At 54.4% G+C, this 25,329-nt stretch carries 24 protein-coding genes; 8 read left to right on the top strand and 16 right to left on the bottom strand.

From position 1 onward, the window contains the following. Nucleotides 1–197: 197 nt before the first annotated feature. Nucleotides 198–1,199, bottom strand: coding sequence for a 2Fe-2S iron-sulfur cluster-binding protein (locus OSH04_RS07760; protein ID WP_083054240.1), 1,002 nt, complete (start codon nt 1,197–1,199; stop codon nt 198–200). A 327-nt stretch (nt 1,200–1,526) separates the two neighbouring features. Between OSH04_RS07760 and OSH04_RS07765 the strand changes: the two genes are divergently transcribed. From OSH04_RS07765 to OSH04_RS07775, 3 genes are read left to right on the top strand one after another with little or no spacing between them, the layout of a single operon-like run. Continuing rightward, the gene (locus OSH04_RS07765; RefSeq protein WP_266108207.1) at nt 1,527–2,747 is read left to right on the top strand and encodes an efflux RND transporter periplasmic adaptor subunit; all 1,221 of its coding nucleotides are present in this window, start codon (nt 1,527–1,529) and stop codon (nt 2,745–2,747) included. Continuing rightward, nucleotides 2,744–5,920 carry an efflux RND transporter permease subunit gene (locus tag OSH04_RS07770; RefSeq protein WP_266108208.1) on the top strand — a complete coding sequence of 1,059 codons (3,177 nt, stop codon included), beginning with the start codon at nt 2,744–2,746 and terminating at the stop codon, nt 5,918–5,920. Before OSH04_RS07765 ends, OSH04_RS07770 begins: the two co-directional genes overlap by 4 nt. Before the next feature lie 14 nt (nt 5,921–5,934). Beyond that, nucleotides 5,935–7,410, top strand: coding sequence for an efflux transporter outer membrane subunit (locus OSH04_RS07775; protein ID WP_277614429.1), 1,476 nt, complete (start codon nt 5,935–5,937; stop codon nt 7,408–7,410). A gap of 108 nt (nt 7,411–7,518) precedes the next feature. Here the strand turns inward: OSH04_RS07775 and OSH04_RS07780 are convergent, their stop codons facing one another. Continuing rightward, nucleotides 7,519–8,049, bottom strand: a complete 531-nt coding sequence (locus tag OSH04_RS07780; protein WP_254002629.1) for a MarR family winged helix-turn-helix transcriptional regulator — start codon at nt 8,047–8,049, stop codon at nt 7,519–7,521. A 102-nt stretch (nt 8,050–8,151) separates the two neighbouring features. On the opposite strand from OSH04_RS07780, the gene OSH04_RS07785 reads away from it, so the two are divergent. Then, nucleotides 8,152–9,129 carry a tripartite tricarboxylate transporter substrate-binding protein gene (locus tag OSH04_RS07785; protein ID WP_266108209.1) on the top strand — a complete coding sequence of 326 codons (978 nt, stop codon included), beginning with the start codon at nt 8,152–8,154 and terminating at the stop codon, nt 9,127–9,129. An 18-nt stretch (nt 9,130–9,147) separates the two neighbouring features. Further along, entirely contained in the window at nt 9,148–10,710 is a 1,563-nt protein-coding gene (locus tag OSH04_RS07790) for a sulfatase-like hydrolase/transferase (RefSeq protein ID WP_266108210.1), read from the top strand. A 50-nt stretch (nt 10,711–10,760) separates the two neighbouring features. Here the strand turns inward: OSH04_RS07790 and OSH04_RS07795 are convergent, their stop codons facing one another. The 4 genes from OSH04_RS07795 to OSH04_RS07810 all read right to left on the bottom strand — a co-directional run bounded on the left by OSH04_RS07795 (nt 10,761) and on the right by OSH04_RS07810 (nt 14,302). Continuing rightward, nucleotides 10,761–11,045: a hypothetical protein gene (locus OSH04_RS07795; protein WP_266108211.1), complete on the bottom strand. Its 285-nt coding sequence runs from the start codon at nt 11,043–11,045 to the stop codon at nt 10,761–10,763. Nucleotides 11,046–11,176: 131 nt separating this feature from the next. Then, entirely contained in the window at nt 11,177–11,698 is a 522-nt protein-coding gene (locus OSH04_RS07800) for a ferritin-like domain-containing protein (RefSeq protein WP_009463738.1), read from the bottom strand. Between the two features lie 196 nt (nt 11,699–11,894). Then, entirely contained in the window at nt 11,895–13,229 is a 1,335-nt protein-coding gene (gene chrA / locus OSH04_RS07805; RefSeq protein ID WP_266108212.1) for a chromate efflux transporter, read from the bottom strand. 167 nt (nt 13,230–13,396) lie between these two features. Beyond that, entirely contained in the window at nt 13,397–14,302 is a 906-nt protein-coding gene (locus tag OSH04_RS07810) for a LysR family transcriptional regulator (protein WP_266108213.1), read from the bottom strand. Nucleotides 14,303–14,406: 104 nt separating this feature from the next. Here OSH04_RS07810 and OSH04_RS07815 point away from each other — a divergent pair, with 104 nt between their 5' ends. Together OSH04_RS07815 and dkgB are read left to right on the top strand one after the other, a co-directional pair. Then, a complete protein-coding gene (locus OSH04_RS07815; RefSeq protein ID WP_266108214.1) occupies nt 14,407–15,612 on the top strand; it encodes an MFS transporter in 1,206 nt (401 codons plus the stop codon). 143 nt (nt 15,613–15,755) lie between these two features. Further along, the gene (gene dkgB, locus OSH04_RS07820) at nt 15,756–16,559 is read left to right on the top strand and encodes a 2,5-didehydrogluconate reductase DkgB (RefSeq protein WP_266108215.1); all 804 of its coding nucleotides are present in this window, start codon (nt 15,756–15,758) and stop codon (nt 16,557–16,559) included. Between the two features lie 81 nt (nt 16,560–16,640). Here the strand turns inward: dkgB and OSH04_RS07825 are convergent, their stop codons facing one another. Then, complete coding sequence (locus OSH04_RS07825) at nt 16,641–17,687, bottom strand: porin (protein ID WP_060186198.1); 1,047 nt, start codon at nt 17,685–17,687, stop codon at nt 16,641–16,643. An 878-nt stretch (nt 17,688–18,565) separates the two neighbouring features. Here OSH04_RS07825 and OSH04_RS07830 point away from each other — a divergent pair. Continuing rightward, the gene (locus OSH04_RS07830; protein WP_115635255.1) at nt 18,566–18,787 is read left to right on the top strand and encodes an antitoxin VbhA family protein; all 222 of its coding nucleotides are present in this window, start codon (nt 18,566–18,568) and stop codon (nt 18,785–18,787) included. A gap of 74 nt (nt 18,788–18,861) precedes the next feature. On the opposite strand, the gene OSH04_RS07835 is transcribed toward OSH04_RS07830, so the two are convergent. From OSH04_RS07835 to virB5, 9 genes are all read right to left on the bottom strand, one after another. Continuing rightward, on the bottom strand, nt 18,862–19,632 hold the full coding sequence (locus OSH04_RS07835; protein ID WP_115635256.1) for a retron Ec48 family effector membrane protein: 771 nt from the start codon (nt 19,630–19,632) through the stop codon (nt 18,862–18,864). Beyond that, the gene (locus OSH04_RS07840) at nt 19,629–20,837 is read right to left on the bottom strand and encodes a reverse transcriptase family protein (protein WP_115635257.1); all 1,209 of its coding nucleotides are present in this window, start codon (nt 20,835–20,837) and stop codon (nt 19,629–19,631) included. Before OSH04_RS07840 ends, OSH04_RS07835 begins: the two co-directional genes overlap by 4 nt. Before the next feature lie 407 nt (nt 20,838–21,244). Continuing rightward, entirely contained in the window at nt 21,245–21,418 is a 174-nt protein-coding gene (locus tag OSH04_RS07845) for a hypothetical protein (protein ID WP_181900231.1), read from the bottom strand. Between the two features lie 28 nt (nt 21,419–21,446). Further along, nucleotides 21,447–22,010, bottom strand: coding sequence for a plasmid mobilization relaxosome protein MobC (gene mobC / locus OSH04_RS07850; protein ID WP_258866322.1), 564 nt, complete (start codon nt 22,008–22,010; stop codon nt 21,447–21,449). Between the two features lie 379 nt (nt 22,011–22,389). Further along, the gene (locus tag OSH04_RS07855; RefSeq protein ID WP_115635258.1) at nt 22,390–22,692 is read right to left on the bottom strand and encodes a hypothetical protein; all 303 of its coding nucleotides are present in this window, start codon (nt 22,690–22,692) and stop codon (nt 22,390–22,392) included. A gap of 2 nt (nt 22,693–22,694) precedes the next feature. After that, on the bottom strand, nt 22,695–23,774 hold the full coding sequence (locus OSH04_RS07860; protein WP_258866323.1) for a type IV secretion system protein: 1,080 nt from the start codon (nt 23,772–23,774) through the stop codon (nt 22,695–22,697). 1 nt (nt 23,775) lies between these two features. Beyond that, nucleotides 23,776–24,036: an EexN family lipoprotein gene (locus OSH04_RS07865; RefSeq protein WP_083054256.1), complete on the bottom strand. Its 261-nt coding sequence runs from the start codon at nt 24,034–24,036 to the stop codon at nt 23,776–23,778. Then, nucleotides 24,033–24,473 carry a hypothetical protein gene (locus tag OSH04_RS07870; RefSeq protein WP_115635260.1) on the bottom strand — a complete coding sequence of 147 codons (441 nt, stop codon included), beginning with the start codon at nt 24,471–24,473 and terminating at the stop codon, nt 24,033–24,035. The genes OSH04_RS07865 and OSH04_RS07870 overlap by 4 nt, the downstream gene beginning before the upstream one ends. Before the next feature lie 11 nt (nt 24,474–24,484). Then, the gene (gene virB5, locus OSH04_RS07875) at nt 24,485–25,213 is read right to left on the bottom strand and encodes a P-type DNA transfer protein VirB5 (protein ID WP_009463715.1); all 729 of its coding nucleotides are present in this window, start codon (nt 25,211–25,213) and stop codon (nt 24,485–24,487) included. Between the last annotated feature and the right edge of the window lie 116 nt (nt 25,214–25,329).

The following is a 25,329-nucleotide window of genomic DNA, read 5'->3' on the forward strand; positions in this document are numbered from 1 at the left end:
TTGCTCCCCTTGCTCAATGAAAGGACTCGAAAGTCGGGTGTCAGTGATGGCAAAAGGTGGCAGGCCTTGTCCAAAGCCCCATCAGTCTTTTCTGCCTGCCCAGGCCTGTGTTGCCAGCACTGACAACACACAGTGTGAAGATTCCCACGGTAGGAAGGTCAAGCGCCCGCGTGGCCCAAGCCTCCGGCTCCAGAACGCTATGGCGTAAAAAATACATCCACATGCAAATCCTGCACTTTCAAACCGCGCTTGAGCACCATGCCCATCGTGGCATCCACCATGGATGGCGAGCCCGCCACATAAACCTTCCAACCGCTTAAATCAGGCTGATCGTGGCCAACGATATCGGTGACAAGCCCCCGGCGATAGTGAGTGGCCGGTATCCCGGAGATGACAGGAGTAAAAGCCAGATTGGGGTATTGGCGCTCCAGCGCCCGGAAGTCATCAATAGCATATAAATCCCGCAGTTCGCGCGCTCCAAAATACACATGAATGGGCTGGCTCATGCCACAGGCCAACGCCGTTTCAACAATCGATTTGATAGGGGCCAGGCCCGTGCCTCCCGCAATGCACAAGATAGGGCCGCCATGCCCCTCGCGCAGATAGGAGGAGCCACGAGGCACGTCCAGGCTGAGCTTCTCGCCCGGCTGAAGCACGGTGTGCACATACGAAGACGTCACCCCACGGGGAACACGGCGTATGTGAAACTCCAGCTCGGGTGCACCAGGGCGGTTGGCCATGGAGTAACTGCGCACGGGCGCCTGTCCGAATTTGATATCCGCGTACTGACCGGCAAAAAACATCAGAGGCTCAGGCTCATCCAGACGGATACGCACAAGGCGCACATCGTGCGTCAGTTCTCGCAACTCGGACACCGTGCCGGTCACGCTACGCGAGGGTGCCAGCCCCCGCACATCATCCGTGCCAATCCAGTCTACGGTCACATCACTTAAGGGGATCGCCCTGCAGGCCAGAATCAGACCGCGGGCCTGCTGCTCCTCGGTCAGGGCAAAGCGGGAGTGCTCCAGCCGGTCAATTTGCCCATCAACCAGCCGGGTTTTACAGCCCCCACAACGTCCCAGACGACAGCCATGCGGATAGGCCAGGCCGCTTTGCAAGGCGGCCTGCAAAATGTTTTGCCCCTCCTGAGCGGCGATCTGCTGACCGGTCTGACGGATAAGAATTGTTTTGCTGCTCATTGCTGCCCCCTTCACGTATAGCCCCACGGGCCACGCATTACTCTCAGTTCCCGCCCGGTTCTGGTTGACCAATAGGGATCTGGCTGTCTCATTCTTGTATTTGACATGACGGCTCCACACAAAGTTGCTGTTTAACGACACAAAAGGCTTATTTCTCAATGCCTTGTGAACAAGCTAAAGCTTCCAACGATTGGAGAGTCAACACCTTCAACAAGGTGTGCAGACAAACCTTGACCTTCCAATCGTTGTAATGCCTAGCCTTGGCTAACAACTTTGCACAGACGCTTCGGAAGGGCCGAAGCCCTGCTGCAGGAAAGGGATACAGCCATGCGTCGAACATTCAAATTTGCTTTAGCGGCAAGCGCCATCGCCGCCATCGGAACCGCCTACGCTGCCCGCGATGGTTCCGATCATAAAGACAAGGCAGCAGAACCGCCATCAGAAACCGCCAGTGCGCCCGCAGGCCCAAGCGTGCCTGTTGCTCAAGTTCTGGAGCGCAGTATTCTTCCCTCTACGGATTTCACCGGATTTCTTGCCGCCCCTCAATCCGTAGAACTACGTTCACGCGTAAGCGGAGCGGTCGAAGCGGTCAGCGTCCCGGAAGGCAGCCTGGTACGTAAAGGGGAGCCTTTATTTCATATAGACCCGCGCCCCTTTCAAGTAGCTCTGGATACAGCCACAGCGCAATTACGTCAGTCCGAGGTCCTGGCCAAACAAGCGCAAGACGATCTGAACCGGGTGCAAAAACTGGTCGAGACCGGCGCCGTTTCCCGCAAGCAATACGATGATGCACTGGCCACACGCAACGCCCAGCAAGCCCAGGTCCAGGTTGCCAAAGCAGCGGTCGCCGCCGCGCAGCTGGACCTGTCCTACACCCATATCCGCTCGCCCATCTCGGGTCGAGTAGACCGGGTTCTGGTCACGGCAGGCAATCTGGTCAATGGCGGCGCCACTGACCAGGCCAGCCTGTTAACCACCATCGTCTCCACAGACCCTTTGTATGCGTACTTCGACATAGACGAAGCCACCTACCTGAAAGCCATCCGCCAGACCCGCCCCGAAAAGGATGACAAAACCTCCGGGCTACCCGTTTCCGTTGGACTGGCAACAGATCAGGGCTTCCCGTATCAGGGGACACTGGATTTTGTGGGAAACCAGATTGATCGCAGCACCGGGACCGTACGGGCGCGCGCAGTCATTCCCAATCCCGACGGCATGCTGGCCCCCGGCCTGTTTGCGCGCATCAGACTGACTACGGGGGCAGAACAAGCCGCTATCTTGATTGACGATCAAGCCTTGGGTACTGATCAAGGGAAAAGATATGTACTGGTTGTAGACCCGAACAATCAAGCCCAATACCGCGTGGTCGAACCTGGACCGATGGTCGATGGTTTACGTGTCATTAAAAGCGGTCTGCAAGCCGGTGAAAAAATCATCATCAAAGGCTTGGTGCGCCCAGGCATGAGCATCACTGCCCGCATCGTTCCCATGCAAGCAGGCAGTGAAACAGCAAGCGCTGCGGTCCACCCTGCGGAGGCCCAGCCATGAAGTTCCCTCATTTTTTCATCGCCCGACCCATCTTTGCCATCGTGCTGTCCTTGCTGATGCTGATCGCCGGCGCCATGGCCTTCTGGCAACTGCCGCTAAGCGAATATCCGGCAGTCACTCCCCCTACCGTGCAGGTAACGGCCAAGTATCCAGGTGCCAATCCAGAAGTCATTGCCGACACGGTGGCCGCGCCGCTGGAACAAGCTATCAACGGCGTGGAGAACATGCTGTACATGAACTCTCAAATGGCGACCGACGGCCAGATGGTCCTGACCATCGCCTTCAAACAAGGAACAGATGCCGACATGGCACAGATCCAGGTGCAGAACCGGGTTTCTCGCGCCCTGCCCCGTCTGCCCGAGGAGGTTCAACGCATCGGCGTTGTCACCCAGAAAACCTCGCCTGATGTGCTGATGGTAGTCCATCTGGTCTCCCCGGAAAAACGCTACGACTCGCTGTATCTGTCCAACTTTGCCATCCGGCAGGTACGAGACGAACTGGCCCGCCTTCCTGGGGTGGGTGATGTGCTGGTTTGGGGAGCCGGTGAATACTCCATGCGCATCTGGCTGGACCCGTCCAGCGTGGCAACACGTGGGCTGACAGCCAGTGACATCGTGGCGGCCTTGCGCGAACAGAACGTGCAGGTCGCTGCCGGTTCGGTGGGGCAACAGCCCAATACGGACTCGGCCTTTCAAGTCACCGTCAATACCCTGGGGCGTCTGTCCACGGAAGAACAGTTTGGTGAGATTGTGGTCAAGACGGGCGAGGACGGACAAGTGACCCGTCTGCGCGATGTAGCCCGAGTCTCTTTGGGGGCCGATGGCTACACACTGCGCAGTTTGCTTAATGGCGAATCCGCCCCTGCCCTGCAAATTATTCAAAGCCCAGGTGCCAATGCCATTGATGTCTCCAATGCGGTACGCGCCAAGATGCAGGAACTGCAAGGCGGTTTTCCGCAAGACATTGAATACCGCATCGCCTATGACCCGACAGTGTTCGTTCGGGCCTCCTTGCAATCTGTGGCCATCACCCTGCTGGAAGCCGTCTTGCTGGTGGTGATTGTGGTTGTCCTGTTTCTGCAAACCTGGCGTGCTTCCATCATCCCACTGGTCGCCGTGCCAGTGTCCCTGGTGGGCACCTTCGCCTTGATGCATATATTTGGTTTCTCCCTGAACACGCTCTCGCTGTTCGGGCTGGTCTTGTCCATCGGCATCGTGGTTGACGATGCCATTGTGGTGGTAGAGAACGTGGAACGGCACATGGCGCTGGGCGAGTCGCCCAAGCAAGCGGCCTTCAAAGCCATGGATGAAGTAACCGGCCCGATTATTGCCATCACATCCGTTTTGGCAGCGGTCTTTATCCCCTCCGCGTTTCTATCCGGACTGCAAGGCGAGTTTTATCGACAGTTCGCCCTGACGATCGTGATTTCCACCATTTTGTCGGCCATCAACTCCTTGACCCTGTCGCCCGCGCTGGCCGCCATCCTGCTCAAACCCCATCACAGCAAGACACGTCCAGACTGGCTGACACGGCTGATCGATACCCTGTTTGGCGGATTCTTCCGCCTCTTTAACCGCTTCTTTGACCGCGCTGCCAGCTCTTACGTAGGGACAGTGCACCGTGCAGTCCGTGGCAGTGCGATTGTTCTGATGTTGTATGCCGGCTTTGTGGGTCTGACCTGGTTGGGTTTTCACCAAGTACCCAACGGCTTTGTGCCCGCTCAGGACAAGTACTTTCTGGTGGGCATCGCTCAGCTTCCTAGCGGAGCCTCGCTGGACCGCACCGAAACGGTGGTCAAGCAGATGTCGAACATTGCCCTGGCCGAGCCGGGCGTGGAAAGTGTGGTCGCGTTTCCAGGCCTGTCCGTCAACGGGCCAGTCAATGTCCCCAACTCTGCCCTGATGTTCGCCATGCTCAAGCCTTTTGACGAGCGCCAGGACCCCTCGCTTTCTGCCAACGCCATCGCCGGCAAGCTGATGGGCAAGTTCAGCCAGATCCCTGACGGATTTTTGGGGATTTTCCCACCGCCACCTGTCCCCGGACTAGGCGCCATGGGCGGCTTCAAACTGCAAATTGAAGACAGAGATGGTTTGGGCTTCGAAGCTCTGGTGCAGGCACAAGGGCAAATCATGGCCAAAGCCATGCAGGCCCCGGAGCTGGCCAATATGCTGGCCAGTTTTCAAACGAATGCCCCCCAGCTGGACGTGGAGATTGACCGGGTCAAAGCCAAGACCCTGGGCGTATCCATGACAGACGTATTCGAGACCTTGCAGATCAACCTGGGATCGCTGTATGTCAACGATTTCAATCGCTTCGGGCGCACTTACCGCGTCATGGCACAGGCTGACGCGCCATTCCGCGCCCAGGCTCAGGACATTGGTCTGCTGAAAGTACGCAGCAATAAAGGCGACATGATTCCCTTGAACGCCTTTGTCACCCTGACCGAAGGCTCCGGCCCCGACCGGGTGATACGTTACAACGGCTTTCCCTCCGCCGACATCAGTGGCGGCCCTGCCCCTGGCTACTCATCCGGGCAGGCTACGGATGCTATCGAAAAAATCCTTAAGGAAACCTTGCCCGAAGGCATGGTCTACGAATGGACAGACCTGGTCTATCAGGAAAAGCAGGCCGGCAACTCTGCCCTGTACATCTTCCCTCTGGCCGTCCTGCTGGCCTTCCTGATTCTGGCCGCCCAATACAACAGCTGGTCCCTGCCCTTTGCCGTCTTGCTGATCGCCCCCATGGCCCTGCTCTCGGCCATAGGCGGTGTCTGGCTATCCGGTGGCGACAACAACATTTTCACGCAGATTGGTTTTGTAGTACTGGTCGGGCTGGCCGCCAAAAACGCCATTCTGATTGTGGAGTTTGCCCGCACGCAGGAAGAGGCGGGAGCTGACCCATTGACGGCCGTCCTGGAGGCCGCCCGGCTACGGCTGCGCCCCATCTTGATGACCTCTCTGGCCTTTATCGCTGGCGTGGTTCCCCTGATGCTGGCCAGTGGAGCAGGTGCAGAAATGCGCCACGCCATGGGGGTGGCCGTGTTCGCCGGCATGTTGGGCGTCACCCTGTTCGGCCTGCTACTGACCCCTGTGTTCTACGTGCTGGTGCGCAAACTGGCACTGCGCCGCCAACAGCGCCGGGCCCCTGACCGCAACGACCAGCAACACGCATGAAGCCAAGGACAAGCATGAACATGATTTTCCCCTACCTGCCCCGCGTTCGACGCCTCAGCCCCCTTGCCCTGGCATTGATACTGACAGGCTGTACGCTGGCCCCCAAGTACGAGCGGCCGGCCGCCCCTATCGACGCTACGTATCCCGCTTCCCCCCTTACTACGGAAGAGGCTAGCTCTGCTGCAGTCATCGCTGCAGAAATAGGCTGGCGCGACTTTTTCCGCGACCCGCTACTACAGCAACTGATAGAAATTTCACTGGCAAACAACCGCGACTTTCGTACCGCGGCCTTAAATGTCGAAGCGGCACAGGCGCTGTATCGCATTCAGCGCGCCAAACTGCTACCAGAGCTGGGGGCGGCCGCCAACGGTGCCTCCGAGCGCCTTCCCGCCGACCTAAATCCAACTGGCACCAGCCAGCTTAATCGTCGCTACGAGGTGGGCGGTGTCAGCACAGCCTGGGAGCTGGATCTATGGGGCCGCATCCGCAGCCTGAACGAACAGGCACTGGCCCACTATCTGGCCCTGGATGAAACTCGCGTAGCGGCCCAAACCAGCCTGATCGCCGAGCTGGCCAATACCTATCTGACGCTGCGGGCCGACCAGGAGCTACTACGCCTGAGCAGCGACACGCTGGCAACGCAACAGCGCTCCTACGAATTAAGTCGCCAGTTAAAGGAACTGGGCCATGCCACCCAACTGGACCTGCGCCGCGCGGAAGTCGCCCTGCGACAGGCAGAATCCAGCTATGCCGCCTATAGCCGCCAGGCAGCCCTGGATCGCAACGCTCTGGTCCTGCTGTTGGGACAAGCACTCAGCGCCGATCTATCCAGACAGCTGGATGAGGCGGTTACACTGCCCGATCAGATCCTTGTGACGGATCTACCTGGCGGCCTGCCCTCCGACCTGCTGGTACGCCGACCCGACATTCGGGCTGCCGAGCAAACCCTTCGAGGCGCCAACGTCCATATTGGCGCAGCACGAGCTGCTTTTCTTCCTACCATCAGCCTGACTGGGTCCATCGGAACCGCCAGCGCTTCACTGGAAAGCCTGTTCGATTCCGGTACACGCGCCTGGAGCTTTTTTCCCAGCATTAATCTGCCCATTTTCAAGGGTGGTGCCCTGCTGGCAAATCTGGATGTCGCCCATGTGCGCAAACGGATAGAAATCGCCCAGTATGAAAAAACCATTCAGGTCGCTTTCCGGGAAGTGGCGGACGGGCTGGCAAGCAAAAGCCTGCTAGACCAGCAGATCCAATCCGAGAAGCTGGCGGTCACGGCCAGCCTTGAGGCTCAAACCCTGGCCGAGCAACGCTTTCAGGAAGGTATGGACGACTACTTGAGCGTTCTGGATGCACATCGCAGCCTGTACAGCAGCCAGCAAACACTGGTCAGAACGCGCCTGGCACGACTGAGCAATCTGATTGACCTGTACAAGGCTTTGGGGGGTGGGTGGAAGGAGTACACAAACTCGGCGGATCACAACACTTGAACCTCGCTTTTGTGCCCGAGGCAGGACAGCATGTGCATGGCGTGATGGATGGACCTCCCGCTCTGGCCCTGACACTGCTCTAGCAGTGCCAGGGCACCACGGTTGATCTTAACGATTCCGACGGGCCCGCTCCTGCACGACATTACTTTCCAGCATCAATGCCGCCCGGCTAGTAACCCGATCCAGCATGCTGCTCAGGGCCGACAGTTCTGCTGCACTCAAATCCTGAAAGATCTCCTCGTTCAAGGAGGCAACAACCGGCATGACCTCCTCATAACGCTGCACTCCCAACTCCGTCACCGAGACATGCACAATGCGCGTGTCTTTGGTATCGCGCGTACGCTTTAGCAAACCTTTCTCGCACAAAGTACTGACCGCTCGTGAGCAACGAGCGGTATCCAATGCTGCCGCCTCGGCCAAAGCCGTGCCTGTCAAAGCAGGGTGCATGTTGGCAATCGCCAGAATGCGCCATTCACGGCGAGTGATATTGAAACGCCCCTCGCATAAGCGAATAAAAATCGGATTACTGGCAGACCAGGCTCGATACAGCTGGAACATCATCATGGCCGGCAGCGTAAGGGGCGCCGCACTGCCTGCAGTGCTTGCCAAGGCAGGGGAAGGCTTGGGGGAGCTGACCATGGGATGACCTTTAACCTTGAAGATACTTGATTAGAACAACTATCAGCCCCCTTGGTAAGCTGCGGTAAAAACTGATGGAAATCAAAAAAAAGGAGACAAATCATGGCCCTGAACCGCCTTCGCGCCACGGTAACAAGCTGTCTGCTGTCAGGACTGCTGTTCACTGGTTTATCCCACGCAGCAAGCCCCGTTGAAACCCTGACTGTCGTTGTGCCCTATGCGCCCGGAGGCGCGTCTGACCGGGCCGCACGCATTGTGTCGGACGGTCTGCACAAAAAACTGGGTATTCCCATTGTGGTCGAGAACAAGACCGGCGCCGGGGGCCGAATTGCCGCCCAGTATGTCAAAAGTACGGCGGCAGACAAAAATGTGCTGATCCTGGCCAACCCCGCCATCATGGTCGTCGCCCCCCTGGTTTTCAATGACATCCCCTACAAACCCGACACCGACTTTCAGGCCGTTTCCATGGTGACTGAATACGGTTTTGGGGTAGCGGTGTCAGCAGACAGCGACATTCAAACCATGGACCAACTGATTGCCTGGGCCAAAGAGCATCCCGGTGCCTTCAATATTGGCGTCCCGGCCACCGGCAGCCTGCCGCACTTTTTCGGCCTGATGCTATCTCAGCAAATTGGCTCCAAGGGCGAGATCATCGGCTATCGCGGTTCGGCCCCAGTCATTACAGACTTGATCGGCGGCGTACTGCCCTTGGCTATCGATACGCTGGATGTACTGACGTCTCAGCACCAGGGCAAGCGCATCCGCATTCTGGCCACCTCGGGCAGCGAACGAGAGACCACCCTGCCAGATGTACCTACCTTGAAACAGTCCGGTGTGAACCTGGAAGCCTCAGGCTGGAACGCCTTCTTTGCCCCGGCCTCCATGCCAGCCGACAAAGTCGCCTTCCTGGGCACGGCCATTAAAGAAGTCACCAGCGACCCTGCGCTGCAAGAAACACTGCTGAAAAATGAATTGATTCCCGTATCTGCCGATGCAGAAGAAACCCGCGTCCGCATTGAACAATTCCGCCAGCAATGGGCTCCGGTTATTCAGGCTTCCGGCTTCAAAGTCACGCAATAAACCAGCAACACAGACAACATGACACAACGCAAGAACGTCCTGTTCATCATGGCCGATCAGCTGCGGGCTGATCACCTGGCCTGCTACGGCCACCCTCATATTCGTACCCCCCATCTGGATGCTTTGGCCGCCAAGGGGGTGCGCTTTGATCGCGCTTTCGTCAATTCCGGCGTCTGCGGCCCATCCCGCATGAGCTACTACACGGGTCGCTACCCGTCGACGCACGGAGCCACCTGGAACCGCGTGCCCTTGTCGGTAGGCGAAGTCACCATGGGCGAATACTTGCGCGCCGGTGGGCATAAACTGGTGCTGGCAGGCAAGACCCACATCATGGTCGACCACAAGGGGCTGGAACGACTGGCTCTGGATGGTGGCAGCGAACTGGCCCGCTTGCTTAAAACAGGGGGGTTTGAAGAGATAGACCGTTACGACGGCCACCACGAACCGGGAGAAGAAAGCGGCTACCCGGCTTACCTGCGACGTCATGGTTATGAATCCGACGACCCATGGACAGACTTTGTCATCTCTGCGCACGGGCCCGATGGGCAGCCAGTCAGTGGCTGGCACATGCGCAATGCTTGCTACCCGTCCCTGGTAGAGGAAAAGCACTCGGAAACGGCCTATATGACGGACCAGGCCCTGTCCTTCATGGAGCGCATGGGGGATGAACCTTGGGTGATGCACCTGAGCTACGTCAAACCACACTGGCCCTATATCGCTCCTGCGCCCTACCACGATATGTACAGCGCCGAGCAATGCCTGCCCGTAGTGCGCAATGAGGCCGAATTAAGCAATGCGCATCCGGTCGTAGAGGCCTACCGCCAGCAAGAAGAATGCGTCAGTTTCGCCAGCGAAACCTGCATCAACACGGTCAGACCCGCCTACCAGGGTCTTATTACCCAATTGGACGACCACCTGGGCCGCTTGTTCGACTTCATGACCCACAATGGCCTGATGGACAACACCCTGATCATCTTCACGGCCGACCATGGGGATTTCCTGGGCGATCATTGGCTGGGCGAGAAAGAGCTGTTCTATGACACCGTGCAGCGTGTACCTTTCATCGTCTACGACCCGTCACCGGAGGCGAATGCTACGCGGGGAACAGTCGATAACAGAATGGTCGAAGCCGTGGATGTGCTACCCACCATGCTCTCGTGGCTGGGCTTGCCGCTATCAACGCACCGGTTGGAGGGACGGGATCTGCTCCCCCTGCTGCACGGCTCCCAACCCCCGTGGCGCGACTGCGTGTTTTCCGAACTGGATTACAGCTATCGCCTGGCACGCGTGATACGCGATAAATCACCGTCCAATGCCAGAGCCTGGTCCCTGCGCAGTGACCGCTGGCGCTATGTGTATTGGCTGGACGAGCCTGAGCAGCTCTATGACCTGCATGCCGATCCTGAGCAGTTCAACGACCTGGGCCAATCTCCAGACCACGAAGACGTACGGGTTGAATGTCGGGAGCGCTTGCTGCAGTGGTTCACAAGCCTGAAACGCCGAACGACCGTGACGGACGAAGAAGTAGAGCGCGGTACCAATGCGTATAAAAAAGCAGGGGTATTTTTCGGGCAGTGGTAAGCACAGGAGCAGAAAGGGCAAGCGTGTAGCATCAAGCGCTTGCCCCCTTCCTAGTCCGGGTTCTTCGGACCGCGGCGCTTGGGCAAGATGGCGGGCGTATCGTCATGTGGCTTGAACAAATACGGACTCTTATCGGGTTCCGGATTCGGAGAGCCATCAAACTGCGTGGCTTTATGGTCTATGGGCCGCCTTCGCTCCTTGTCTTTGCCGCGTTCATTCGCCTCCTTCAGGTCTTCCTGCACCCGCCCGGCAATATCCACTTGGGATTCGCTGCTGGGCTCCGGTGCTTTGGCTTGATTCGAGCCTTCGGTGTTGCCTTTGCGTGTGGGACTCATGCGGACTCTCCAAAGATCAGGTTTCACAGACAGGCTCCAGCAAACAGTGTGCCTAGTAGCCTTCATGGCTGCCCCCAAGCTGAAAACCTGCCAAGCAAGGCCGTCAATCAACAGCCTTGGACGGATGTGGACTAAGGCTTGGCCTGACTGTGACCTTCATTGGCACGAGCCAGAAAAATCCGTATTAACTCCGGTGAGTGCTCTTCCAGCCAACGAGCCATCGCGCGCTCTTGCTCCAAGATTTGATGGCACACCATCGCCGTCTCCGTATCGCCCACAAAATCAGCGGCCTCCTTGAGCTGGCTGTAAGCCGCAATTTCCAGGTTTTCGAAGGCAAAGCTGAACATCGTGCCTTTCACCACCTCATCAGAGGCAAAGATCCCGGAAAAGCCCTGAAACGCTGCCATAACTTTCCCGCCCAGGTCTTTGAGCAAGGACGTATCCCCACCGCGCCGCTCTATGCATTCGCGCACCAGCCCCTGCTGTGTCTGAGTTTCCTTGATATGTTGCTGAATGCGCTGATGCAACTCCGGGTAGTTCTCCACCCGCGAGAGCATGCTGTTGAGCATCGTCTCAGCCTGTTCTTCCATTGCATGTGCGTCTCGAAGCCAGTCCATCAAGTGTTTGTCCGCGCGTGATTTATTGGTATCCATGACATTCTCCTGTCGGTTTGCCTTGCCGCAACTGCGACAAGCAACTGATACCCAGCATATGGCGTTCCCAAGGTGCCAGCGCCCCGCGCATACCTTGAAAAACACCAAACAGCTACCTGCTTTCTCTTGAATCAGCTCCCACACATCCCGGACCGAAAAAATGAAGCCAGGCAATCACGCATGGCAAGCAAAACACTTAAATAATCGACATTAGAAAGGCGCCCAGCCCCGCCAAAAGTACAACCAACGCCGGCGGCACACGCCCCACCGTCAACAAGCCAAACAAGAGCAAGGCCAAGCCGAAATCCGCCTTGTCATGAATGGCACTGGTCCATACCGGGTCATACAGCGCGGCCCCCAGGATACCGACCACCCCTGCATTAATCCCTGCCATCGCCGTGCGCACACCAGCCCGATGTCGCAGCCCTTCCCAAAAAGGCAGGACGCCAATCAGAATCAAGAACGCCGGGATAAAAATCAGTGCCAACAGCGCCATGCCCCCCAGCCAGCCTTGCAAAGGCCATTGAGCCATCGCCCCGATATAAGCTGCGAAGGTAAACAGGGGCCCCGGCACTGCTTGCGCCGCCCCATAACCCACCATCAAGTCCGCATTGCTGACCATTCCTGTCGGTACGACAGAGGCCTGCAAGAGCGGCAACACAACATGCCCCCCACCAAAGACCAGTGCCCCAGATCGGTACACCCCCTCCAGTAACTGAACAATCGATGAGCCTGTTGCCGCAGCCCACACAGGCAAAGCAAGCAAGAGCCCGACAAAAGCCACTAGGGCAGCCATCCCTACCCTGCGAGACACCGGATACGAATGAGCCTGAGCCACTCCTGCTTGAGCAAAGTCCAATTTCCACCATGCGATCAAACCTGTCACCGCAATGGCCAGAACCTGCCCAAAGGCCGAGGGCAAGGCCAGACTTAACAAAGCAGCCACCATCGCCAATGCAGCACGAGATCGATCAGGACATAGAGACCGGGCCATTCCCAACACCGCCTGGGCCACAATTGCTACCGCCACAATCTTGAGCCCATGTACCCACGCAGACTCTGCAATCCCCTGCTGTCCCGCCAATCCCAAGGCAAACAAAATCAATGCAATGGCCGATGGCAAGGTAAAACCCGTCCAGGCTGCCAGCAAACCCATCCACCCGGCACGCCCCAGCCCCAGCGCCATCCCGACCTGGCTGCTGGCCGGACCCGGCAAGAACTGACACAGGGCAAGCAGATCGGAGTAGCTGCGATCATCCAGCCAGCGACGGCGCTCTACGAACTCGGTACGGAAATAACCCAGGTGCGCGATCGGGCCGCCAAACGAAGTCAGCCCGAGTTTCAGGAAGGCCCAGAAGACCTCCAGCGGGCTGCCTGGCTTATCCGACGCCTGCCTCTGCACTTCTGCCGGTACTGATGTGGGTGTCTGTGTCTGTGTCTGTGTCTGTGTCTGTGTCTGTGTCTGTGTCTGTGTCTGTGTCTGTGTCTGTGTCTGTGTCTGTGTCTGCACAGGTTCGTTCGAATTATTCATTGCTGCCAGCTCTCCCCTTGATCAACGTCCGCCGCACGTCATCTGCACCACCTGTTTTTACTGCTGATTAGTTTTCTGCTTACCGCCGATAGACAAGCTACAGACACCTTAGCCTGGCAACATATGAATACTGTGATGTAGAACGTCAGAACCGTCCTCATCACGCGCTATTTCGACCCACCCAGCCCTGCCTCCCAGCACTCGCTCAGATAGCTTACAAACGTGGAAATCCGCGCCGATAAAGCCGTATTGCGGTAGTACACCGCATTGATAGGCTGACACATCTCCAGCGTGCGTTTCGGGAACAACTGCACCAAACGTCCTGCCTCGCGATCCCAGTGCGTCATGAAGTCCGACAACGACACAATCCCCACGCCATCCAGCGCCAATTGCCGCAAGGTTTCCCCACTGGAAGCGGCAATACTTGGCTTGATATGCACCGGCATCCCGTCCAGCGCAGGCAAGGGCCATTCATTTAGGGATAGCGGCTGGGTAAAGCCCAGCAAAACATGATTATCCAGGTCGGCCACGTCACGAGGATGACCGTGCTTTTCCAGATAAGCAGGTGAAGCCATCACGCGTAGACGCGTGTTGCCAATAGGTCGCGCATGCAAGGTAGAGTCCTTGAGCCGACCAATCCGAATAGCCACATCCGTGCGATGCTCCAGCAGATCAATCCATCCTTCATTACTGGTCAGCTCCAGGCTGACCTGCGGATAACGCTCCTTATAGCCGCGCACAATCGGCACCACGCAATGCAGAATAAAAGGCGAGGCCGCATCCACTCGCAAGCGCCCTACTGGCTGCTGCCGGCGTATGGCCAGATCCTCCTCCGCCTCCTCCACATGGGCCACAATGGATCGGGCTCGCTCCAGAAAAACCGCCCCCTCCTCCGTCAGTTCCAAGCGCCGTGTGGTACGCCGTAGCAAGGTGGTGTTGAGCTTCTCCTCCAGCCTGTTCAATGTGCGGCTGACCGCCGACACCGTCAGCCCCAGATGCTCGGCCGCCCGCGAGATGGCACCGGCATCCACCACGGCTATAAATGCCTGCATTTCATCCAGAGTTGTTTTCATTGTTGACTTTAAATCAAATGTATTTCGACCAATATGGACTTTTTAGACTAAATCATCAAGAACACAATGGCATCTTCTGCAATGCTCCACGCAAGGATGCCATCATGCCTATAGCTCTACTGGCGCTGACCATCAGTGCCTTTGCCATCGGAACGACAGAGTTCGTGATCGTTGGCCTTCTCCCTACCATCGCGGCGGACCTGGCCGTGAGCCTGCCCTCCGCCGGGCTGCTGGTCAGCTTGTACGCCCTGGGCGTTGCCGTAGGCGCCCCCGTCCTGACCGCCCTAACCGGCAAGGTTCCCCGCAAAGCCTTGATGCTGGGCTTGATGGCCCTGTTCACCCTCGGCAACCTGGTGGCCTGGCAAGCACCAGGTTATGAATCCCTGATCGTGGCCCGTATTCTGACCGGCCTGGCTCACGGCGTGTTCTTTTCCATTGGCTCCACCATTGCTGCCAGCCTGGTCCCCAAAGAAAAAGCCGCCAGCGCTATTGCCATCATGTTCACCGGCCTGACCGTTGCCCTGGTGACGGGCGTACCGCTGGGCACCTTTATCGGCCAGCAGTTCGGCTGGCGCACCACCTTCCTGGCTGTCTCAGCCCTGGGTGTGATCGCCTTCCTGGGTAGCCTGCTCTTTGTGCCCAAGAACGTAGTACACAGCAAACCGGCCACACTGCGTCAACAAATCCGCGTCTTCGCCCAACCGCGACTGTTGCTGGTGTACGCAATGACAGCGGTGGGCTACGGCGGCTCTTTCATTGCCTTCACCTTTCTGGCGCCCATGCTGGAACAGATTACGGGCTTTTCCATTCACGCCGTGGGCGGCGTCATGCTGGCTTACGGGGTGTCAGTTGCCATCGGTAATCTGTGGGGTGGCAAGCTGGCCGATCAACGCGGCCCCATCCCCGCCCTGAAACTGATTTTCCTGCTGCTGGCCATCGTCCTGCTGGCCCTGTCCTTTACCGCCAGCAACCCTTGGTTGATGCTGGCAACCGTACTGGCCTGGGGTGGTGTGGCATTTGGCAACGTACCCGGACTGCAGATCTATGTTGTTAACCAGGCCCAACGCTTTGTCCCTGAAGCAGTCGATGTGGCCTCCGGCCTGAACATCGCCGCCTTCAATATCGGAATTGCAATTGGAGCCTGGGGTGGTGGCCTGATCGTCGCCAACGTCGGCCTGATTCATACCGCATGGATCGGTGCCATCGTCGTCCTGCTGGCCCTGGGCCTGACCGTCTGGGCAGGCAAACTGGATCAGCGAGATCAAGAAGATCAACTGGACGTAAAGGCAAGGCCCCTGGCGGCTTGCTAAGTATCAAGCCCCAACAACGCATCAGCCCAGCAATACAGCTTCACCAAAGCAACGAGAACGCTCCCGCAAGAAAGCGTTCCCCCATACGCATCAACGGGCGGCTCTTGCTACCCGTACAAATTTACTCAAATGGAGTTACCACTATGTCTATCCCACAAATCGGCGTCGGCACCTTCCGCCTGAAAGAACAAGCTGCCATTGACTCAGTACGCACCGCCCTGGATGTTGGCTACCGCGCCGTCGATACCGCCCAGATCTACGAGAACGAAGCTGAAGTTGGCCAAGCCATTGCCGAATCCGGCGTGCCTCGGGACCAACTGTTCATCACCACCAAGATCTGGATCGACGAGCTGTCTGCCGACAAACTGATCCCTAGCCTGAAAGCCAGCCTGGAGAAACTGCGCACCGACCACGTAGACCTGACCTTGATCCACTGGCCGTCGCCACAAGGCGCTGTGCCTTTAAAAGAGTCGCTCCAAGCCTTACAGCAAGCACGCGAACAAGGCCTGACCCGCCAGATTGGCGTGTCCAACTTCACCATCGCTCTGCTGGACGAAGCCATCAACGCCATTGGCGCAGAAAACATCGCCACCAACCAGGTAGAAATCAGCCCCTACCTGCAAAACGCCAAGCTGGCTGCCTTTGCACGGGAGAAAGGCGTGCATCTGACGTCCTACATGACCTTGGCTTACGGCAAGGCAGTGCAAGATACGGTGTTGCAGGAGATCGCAGCTAAACATGGAGCGACTGCGGCCCAAGTGACACTGGCCTGGGCGATGCATCAAGGGTTTTCGGTGATTCCTTCGTCGACCAAACGGGCGAATCTGGAAAGCAACCTGAAGGCTGGCGAGCTGAAGCTGGATGCGGAGGATCTACAGAGGATTGCGGAGTTGGATCGCGGAGAGCGATTGGTTGATCCGGAAGGGTTGGCGCCGGTTTGGGATTGAGGCCAAGGATTCAATAAGCCTAAAAGCAGACGACACGTCTACGGGCATGTCGTCTGCTTGCCTTCTACCGCAGTGAACCGTTTAGAAGCGTGTGCGTATACCCACACCAAACGTATCGCCACGAGACAAACCAGTCAGTTTGTCGCTGTAATACGCAGCATAGACATCCGTGCGCTTGGAAAGCTCATAGTCGTAACCCAAGGCCCAGCTGTTGCGCTTGACGTCACTCGCGCCGCTGCTACGAGTATGACCATACGAAGCCAGCACCTTGCCGCCGCCCATGGGGACAGACACACCAAACTGCCCGCCCTTCATCGTGATGTCACCACTAGTGATGGTGTTCTTCACGTACTGAAACTGAGCAAAAACCTTGGCGAAATCAAAGTCATAAGCCATGCCTAACTGGCTTGCTCGTTGATGACGAAAGCCCACAATGATGTTTTCCAGATCATCCGCCTGATTGTCGAACTTGATCTGCTGATAGGCCAATGTCGCAGAGAAAGCACCATTGAAATACAGCGCATTGCCACCCCATTTATTGGAGCCAGACTTGTTAGGCTCGTTACTGAACCCGTAAATCAAGTTTGCCGTCAGGCCATTGAAGTCTGGCGTGGTGTACTTGACTGCATTGCTCCAGCCCGAATCGCCCAGCACACCCTGGCCTTCCATCCCCAGATAAGTGTGAAACACCGACGGGGAGAAAGTGTAGGAATCGCCAAACGGGTTAAACAAGATGGTGGAAACGAAATAAGGCGTAGTCAGCCGCCCCAGCGTCAAAGTGCCTGCATCATCACTTTGCAAACCCACATAAGCACTACGAGAAAACATGGGATCGCCATTGAACCGCCCCGCTTGACCTGTCTCCGGCCGGAAGAACCCTTCCATGGCAAACACGGCGCGGACACCGTTGGACAACTCCTCCTGGCCTTTCAAGCCCCAGTAAGAGGTTGTCATCCCTCCCCCGCCTACCGTCCCTTCCCGCTTGTTGCCTCCTACAGGCTTATGTATACCTGCCCAGGCATCAACCAGACCGTACAGCTGCACATTGGATTGAGCGTGGGCAGTTGACCCTATTCCCAGCAAAGCGGCCAGCAGCCCGCCTGCCAATATCGGCATCTTTAGAACCATTGTGTCTCCGTTATCGTTTTCAGTATTGTGGTGATCCCCCTTCCCTTTTTCTAAGGGGGAGCCCTGACTGGGTGTCATCCACTTCGGCAGTACAAACAGGCAAAGCGAACAACCCCAATTTTTCTAGGGGCTTTTAATTTTTACTGTCACTTACAAGTGGTTTGGAAAGATGCGGGTGATAAGGGTTATTCCAGTTTGTGCGCTGATTGTCCTTATGGGGGATGGATTTTTCTTCTGTGGCATCGTGTGCTTACACAAGCGGCACTTCTTAGGAGAAGACTTGTACGGAGAGTGGCCAGCACTGACTAAGCACAGTTGTAGAGACGACGAATGCGATGAACGCTAGGTGCCTCTCGTGGCTAAGCCTGAGTAGAGTTTTGTAGAGGTTCCCGGATGCGGGATTTGTATTGCGGAATCTTCTAGTTACTTAAGCAGGAAGAAGATTGTTGATGGTGCCCGGGGCCGGAATCGAACCGGCACGCCTTGCGGCGGGGGATTTTGAGTCGCGAAGAAACAGTGCTTTGTGAGGTAAAACCGTTCACCTTAAGTTGATATAATAACACTATAAATAACTTAAGAATCAGTGAGTTAGTCAACTTAGCGCAATTTAGTGAAAGCTACTCACTGTACCGATACTGTACCGAAATCAGGTGCTAGTTTGGTACATCTACACATCTGCTTTTTAGCCAACCAAGCCAGGGAGGGGGGGGATGGAATTTTTAGATCGTTGCATTGTTGCTTGCGCACATGGCATTGCCCGTGTAGGGATGTTCTTAGCTAGGATGTGGGTGTACTGCGTTTTTCTGTTCGTAGTGGCGCTGATTGTTTCTGGTCTGTGGGCATTGGTTTCCTGGCTTCTTACATGAGGGTGGTGCGATATGAGTAAAGCTGAACGAAAGGCGGCCTCTGATGCTGCCCGGGCATCGGTAGAGTTAGAAGGTTTTGTTGTGCCAACGGACACGTTGGCCGAAGCTGAGAAATATATGGAGTATAAAATTAGTTTCCCAGATTTAATTAGAAACCTATACAAACAAGCAGTGAATATCAGTGCAAAAAATAACGCTACAGATTTGATGAGCAATAGCACTACTACGCTATAATTGGTGGCTATAAAAAATCACAAATCGAGAGCACCGTAATCAAAGAATAAATTTATAAATCAAAAAAATAAAGATTAAGAATAGCTTGGCTTGGGAATAGCTTTCATATTCTGGTTAACACAAAAACACTCATTTACTCTCTGAAGAAGATCATACACTTCTTTTTCCATCTTAAAGAAATCAGTTTTATTTGGCTTGAGGGCCAACTCAATCCCACACTCGGCTACCAACTGCCGCACCCTATTTTGGTGTTCTTTAAAAGAATAAAAAACCTCAGACTCCTTGCCTGAGTATTTCCCTTCAGTCAATTTTATTGAATCGATTAAACGATCTATGAAATCAATATAGGCAGTAGATGGGGAAAAATTTCCTTCCCGAGAATCCGGAAAAATAAACACAAAAAACCTAAATCCATCGATTGATTTTTTATCTATTCTTGGCAATTTTTCCAGCTCCCCAGATAAATAATCACTAAACATATCAAAATGAGCTATATGATTTGCCAATATATTATTCTTAACACTTAAATGATATGTATGCACTGCGGCAAAAGCAGCCAGAATAGTTACTAGAGCCACCACAACTGGAGCAAATGCGGAGATAAAATCATAAACAGGGGAAAACGTACCCTTGAATTCATCAATACATGCCGTGCTGAAGCAAATTTTTTGATAAAAAATTCCTGACCCAAACCCGATTAAAGCAAAATACGCGAGTGCCAAAGAAAAAAATAGTGCAAAAACCAAAAATGGTACTACAAATAGTGTTCTCGGCCTTACCAGCAGATCAATGCACTGATCCACCCATTTCCCGACCTTTCCAATACGCTTTATTTTTTTACTCATTTCCCATCCTTTGGTGGAGGAGCAATGAGTTTCATTCTTTTTTTCATATCTTCAGCTGACCGTGGGAACGACCGGGATAAAATATTAATTTTCTCTTGGAGCCTATAAAAATTCTTCCTATAGCTAAAGGTTTCTTTCGCTTCTAGGTATGTTTTCTCAAGAACCTCAAGCTTTTTTAGACAGTAGGTCGACTCATTCCCAGAAGGGAGTGGCTGTATTGCTCTTAACCGCGCTAAGTATTTTGAATGCTGGTTGTGCTTAACCCTAGCAAGTTTATTAACCCGCCCCATACACCTGGCATAGTCTTGTCTATATGCATAGCTAGTTCTAGATTTATAAGACTTGGCGGCATCTTCAAGATTCTTAACGTGCGCTCTAATTTGCCCTACCTCAGCAGCAGGAAGGCGGGCAGTTTGATAGTCAATACGCAAGCCATGCATTGTTAATGGAGCACTTCCAACAGATCGCTGCGAAATTTTCTCTGGATTTAGATAAAGCCCTTTTTCAGACAAAGCATCCTCAATTAGCTTCAATGCATAAGAGAAATTATAGTCATATATCTTTGAGGAAACTGATATATCATCCACTAGCCGAGTATAGATTAAACCTTTTCTAGCTAGCTTGTGGACTAACTGGGGTTCAATATCATAAAGGCTCATGTTTGCCAAATAACTGGAGGTCGGAGCCCCCTGCACTAGATGCTGTTCATAGCAGCATACATCCAATAACCAGTTTATAACTTCTTTATCTGTAGATACATACCTCTCAAAAACAGCAGCTACTATATCTTCATGAACATTATCAAAAAAATCTTTGATATCCACAGTCAATAAACTTTTGGCGCCACTATGTTTAGCGGCACAAGATACGTAATCCCTAGAGTCAATTCCTCCGCCTTCTATTTTTTGATTTTTTATTGAACCAAAAATATAGCTCGGCCAGGATATAACGTCCTGATTTGCCAATATCCTATTTTTAATTCTATTTTGTATCTTTTTCAAGACGGGAATAGGAGCATAGACCTTCCTATCAGAACCATCTTTTTTCTTTATCGTTTTTTCTTTATAACGATCATGCGGCAAAAAAGCACGAAGCTTAGAGACATCATCATCGGAGATCTCAAGTGCATGCAAAAGATTTTTAAAGTTGCCAATAAGCGCCGAGTTGCTTTTCTTTATTTTGTCATTAATTAAAGCTGTAGTCATGGCAACATAAAATGAATAGGATTGGCCATCCCATGCTAAAGGGCGTGCAATTAATTGCTGCTTACCTCGAACTACGATTAGCTACTACCAATTAAATGCTGGCCAATCCTAACAAGGCACACCTGCAGGGGGGCCACAGTCTATCGGGTCTTCCCTTTAAAGCCTGGATAACCAGGCGCTTTTTAAAAAAAGCTATGCTAATCGCGTTTTATGTTCGAGTGAGGCAGGCAAGCGGTTCGCTTGTGCATGTACAATTTATCACAAAACACTAAAAAATGTTTATCCCTCTGATTTCGGTAAGACTTTCTCCAACCTGGAAGTCAAGTCATGCTGTCTTGATCGCATTGTAAACACCTCCCCTTCCCGCTGTGACCTAACACTCATCCCATCGCTCAGCGTCTACAACACTACAATCGGCCTAGACGACGAATACGCGAAGCTCTACGCAGACACGCTCCCAGTGAGTGCGGCTCCACGGTTTCACCTTGCACATAGCTGTCTCTACAGCCCGCTGAATAATCGACATCGGCAAGGCCGATGAACTGGCTGCCATCACGCATCAGGCGGCAACGTACTATCAATCTTTTATAACTCCATCAGCTCTCATACTCATTTGACGTTCCACCTTTCAATGTTTGCCCTGATACTGTCGCTTGCCTTTTGAACATGCATGTCGATAATTTTTCTAAGCTTTTCAATACGCTCCACGGTGACAGGCTCATACTTTCCTTCGTTCAAGCGCCGAGCAATTTGGTTTAAGTTGCGTCCTACCGCCAAAAGCTGAAAGTTAGACTCTCCTAAAACCTCAATCTCTTTCATTGAAAGCTGTGGCTCATGCGTAAGAGCTGCTCGTAGCGCATCGATCACAAACTGCCGTACAGAGCAGTTTTCCTCATTTGCTCTAGTTGCAAGGGCATCTCTTTCAGAGTCCGTTAGCATAATTTCAAACCGTTTTTTTGGTTTGTGTTGAACCTCCTCCACTGGCTTAAAAATCGTCTGAGGTCTGCTGACCTGTAATCCCTCAAGTTGCTTTTCTATAGCTTCTTTAATGGCTGTGCTTGGTGCTTTGCCTATACGCAAACAATACTCATCCCATTGAGCACGTACTTCTGGCCGTAGCCTGACACTCAAAATCGAACTGGTCTTATCAGAGCTCATATCAATGTCTACCAAGAGAGTTTTACCTGGGTCTACACATGCGTGTATGACAGTTCACCGGCGGTTAGCCTATCCTGCAATAGTCCTTACCCCAGTCCGTTTCTTGGTCATGACCAAGGAATCCCAATCCGACAAGTAAAGAGGTTTCCGACCGTGATTGGCTCCTATGGGTGTCAAGGGCAACACCGGAAGCCGCAGCGCCCACCGGGGCGACCGGGTGAGGATGTTGGGCGTAGCCTTCACCCTTGATGCTCATTGATGCCTTACAGCCTATTGGCAAGGGGCAGGAGCAAGGCAAAGCCGCTGAACCTGCCCCCGCAGCCTGTCCGGCAAGATCGGACGCGGGATGCAACCCGAAGGGGGTTGCGCTAGGCACTGCAAGGCGCAACCCCTGTTAGCGTTCATGCCCCTGGCTTGGTAACGGGTAAGAGCGAGCAATGATCTCCATGAAGTTTTCGTACTCACGGCGACCGAGGGTAGAAGGTTTGGCTCCAGTGCGATTTGCAGCCAGAGTTATTTCCTCAACGTCTCTAGCGCGGCTAAAGACAAGATCAGCCTGCAACGCAGTTAAGGATGCTGGATCATTCATGCGATCCCATTGCTGTAGCCAGTGAGCAATGGGTTTGCTATCGGGAACGCATCCCATCGACACCCGCATTAGACGCAGCAGGGCGTGGTGCTCATTGATCGTAAACATCGCTAATCTCCTTTGCTCGCAGTGCCACCTTGGCGGCCCCATTGTGTTTTCCGTAGCCGTTCCATAACGTGCTGACGGTAGGCGGGATTAAGCATCGAGTTCCCCGCTGCAAGATGGTTCAGACGACCAGCCGTGACCATTTGCCCACTTTGCAGGTCTCGTCTTGTACTTTGCCTGTTTAACCCATGAGTCACAGGCGATGCAGCAGCCTGGGCAACATCTCGCAGAGTGATGCCAGCCGAAGAGATGCCTCCAGCCAAGGCTGTTCCAGCCGCATATGCTCTCTGCAACAAAAAGAGCGTCACGCCCGTAACGATCAGGATTTCAAGCATGGTGGCAATCGGGTGATCAGTGGTCACTGCCAACACCTTTGCGGTAAGCGAACTGAAGAACTTCGTACCCATGCCAAGAACGGTAGTCACTAAGGCTATCTGCATGATGGGAGTCATCACCTGCCCAATCCAACTATCAAACCACTTGGCCGTCACTGGAAACATTAGCATTGCGATGAAAAAGGGGCCGATACCCAGCATGACGGTCAGCATGATTTTGGAGGTAATGACCATGGCACCGGCTGGAATGGCGATAAGAAGCGTAGCGATATAGATAATGATGGCGTTCAATAAGTCCCAAACCACCATGCCGATTTCATACCAGCTTCTCTTGCCCATTTTGTCGAGCATGTCGCCACCAATCTGAAAGCCATCCGACACAACCTTATCCATGACCTGATAGACGGAGGTCGCTGCCACGCCGCTACCTGATGCCGAGAAGGCATCTGCCAAGCCTGCCTCCAAACCGCGCAGGGCTTCAACTACCCATGTAAGGTAAGTCGGAGCGCTCAACGCCAAGCCGCCTATAAGCAAGAACTTGCCGCAGGTTTTAAGAAAAACAGATGCCGGAATTTCTACGTATCCCAGGATCACCGCAAACCCCAACAGCACAAAGGTCAACGTTCCACCGAAGATCAAGGTATCGGAGAACATGGAAATGACATTGCTTGACGTGACTTGCACGAACGTATCCAGCGTCATGTCGATGCTTTCGCCAATCCACCCAAAGATATTCGATTCAATAGCCATGTCATTGCCCCCCTTCCAGCGCATTTATGGGAGCATGTTTCGTATAACCTCGCTTCTCGACGGCCAGATGGTTTGCCGCTGTAATGGCATTGATGCAGTTGGAGGATGTGCCTAGTTCGCCTGGATTGGCCTGGCACTTGGCAATCATCGCCGTGCGCTCGACCTCATGGGTCTTGTACCAATCGACGGTTTGAACGGGAGTGTTCTCGGCGCAGCCGGTCAGGAAGGCAGCGACGACCAAGGCGATAGAAAGCTTTTTCATTTCCCTACCTCCTGGGCTTCGTGTTGTTGCAACACGTCCAGGGCGTGGGCCAACTGAGCAGCGTCGATGATGCGCAACATCGCCACGGTACGCAAGGCACTTTCCCGAGTGCCAGCCCAATGACCGGCAAAGCGTTCGCCGGAATTCCCCAACACGAATACGCTAGCACCCAGGCATGCCAAAGAGAGAAGAACAGCAACAGGGGAAGCAATCACAGTCTGTCCCTGCATGGCGAAACCAAGCCAGTCCAACACGGCATTTACAAACGGAGCCACGGCAAACGTCACAGCCAGAATGTCACCTCGTACAAGTGCAGGAGCACGGCGGCCAAGCTCACGAACAAAGCCCATACGGCTGATGCACAGCCACCACCTCTGCATAGACAAGAGCACGAAGAAGCAAGCAATCAGAATAGGGATGTGAATATAAGAAGTCATGGTGCTTCCCCTCATTCGCTCAACAGGTTGAAAGGCTGATGCTTGGTGTACTCTCGGTTGGCAAGGACCTTGGCATTGATTTCACGCTGCCGCTGTTGCTGCAAGCGATCTTCAGCCGAAGCAACCATTGAGTACATCTGCAACTTGGTCTGCTCGTTTTGGATCAGTGCTTGCTCCGCCGCGATACGTCCTTGCAGCTCTGCGATCGACTTAGGGTCTTGTGTGCGATTGATCTCTTGCATCAAGGCGTCAATCTGTCCCAGGCGCTCTTTGGCTTTGTCGTAGGCATCCAAAGCAAACGCCTTATCTTGAGCACCCTTCACTGCTTGCGCTTCGCAACTGATCCGGCTTTGCTCATTCGTATGGTTTACGCAGGCATCGTAAATTTTGTTGTCGTTATAGACCTGACCAGCCCGGCCACTTAGCCCTGCATAGCCACCACTTTTAACGCTGTCATAGACGCCCTGCCAGTCGTCCGGAAGGTAGTCTCGCAACGCAGGGTTGTTCAGAACATCGCCCAAGCCGCGAACCCCGGTGATCGACTGATACTCCTGCTTCATCTGGTCGATCTGGCTGACCATTTGATCGTATTGCAGCTTCCATTTCGCCATGGTTTCCACTTGCTGCTGAACACTCGTTTTGATGGCCGCTCCATCAGTCACAGGTATCTGGGCCAGCGCCTGCGAGGAAATTAGGACGAGAGAAACCGCTACGCCCGTGGGCATAGAAAAGATTTTCATGTTATTTGCTCCGAAGTATGGAAAGACTTGCGGACACTGGGCGGTTCTGTTCCCGTCTGTCAGACCTTGTTTAAGGGTCGTACCCGGCTCGCTACGCGTTCTTAGGGTGTGGTCTA

This window comes from Alcaligenes nematophilus, from assembly GCF_026344155.1.
GTDB classification, from domain to species: Bacteria; Pseudomonadota; Gammaproteobacteria; order Burkholderiales; family Burkholderiaceae_B; genus Alcaligenes; species Alcaligenes phenolicus.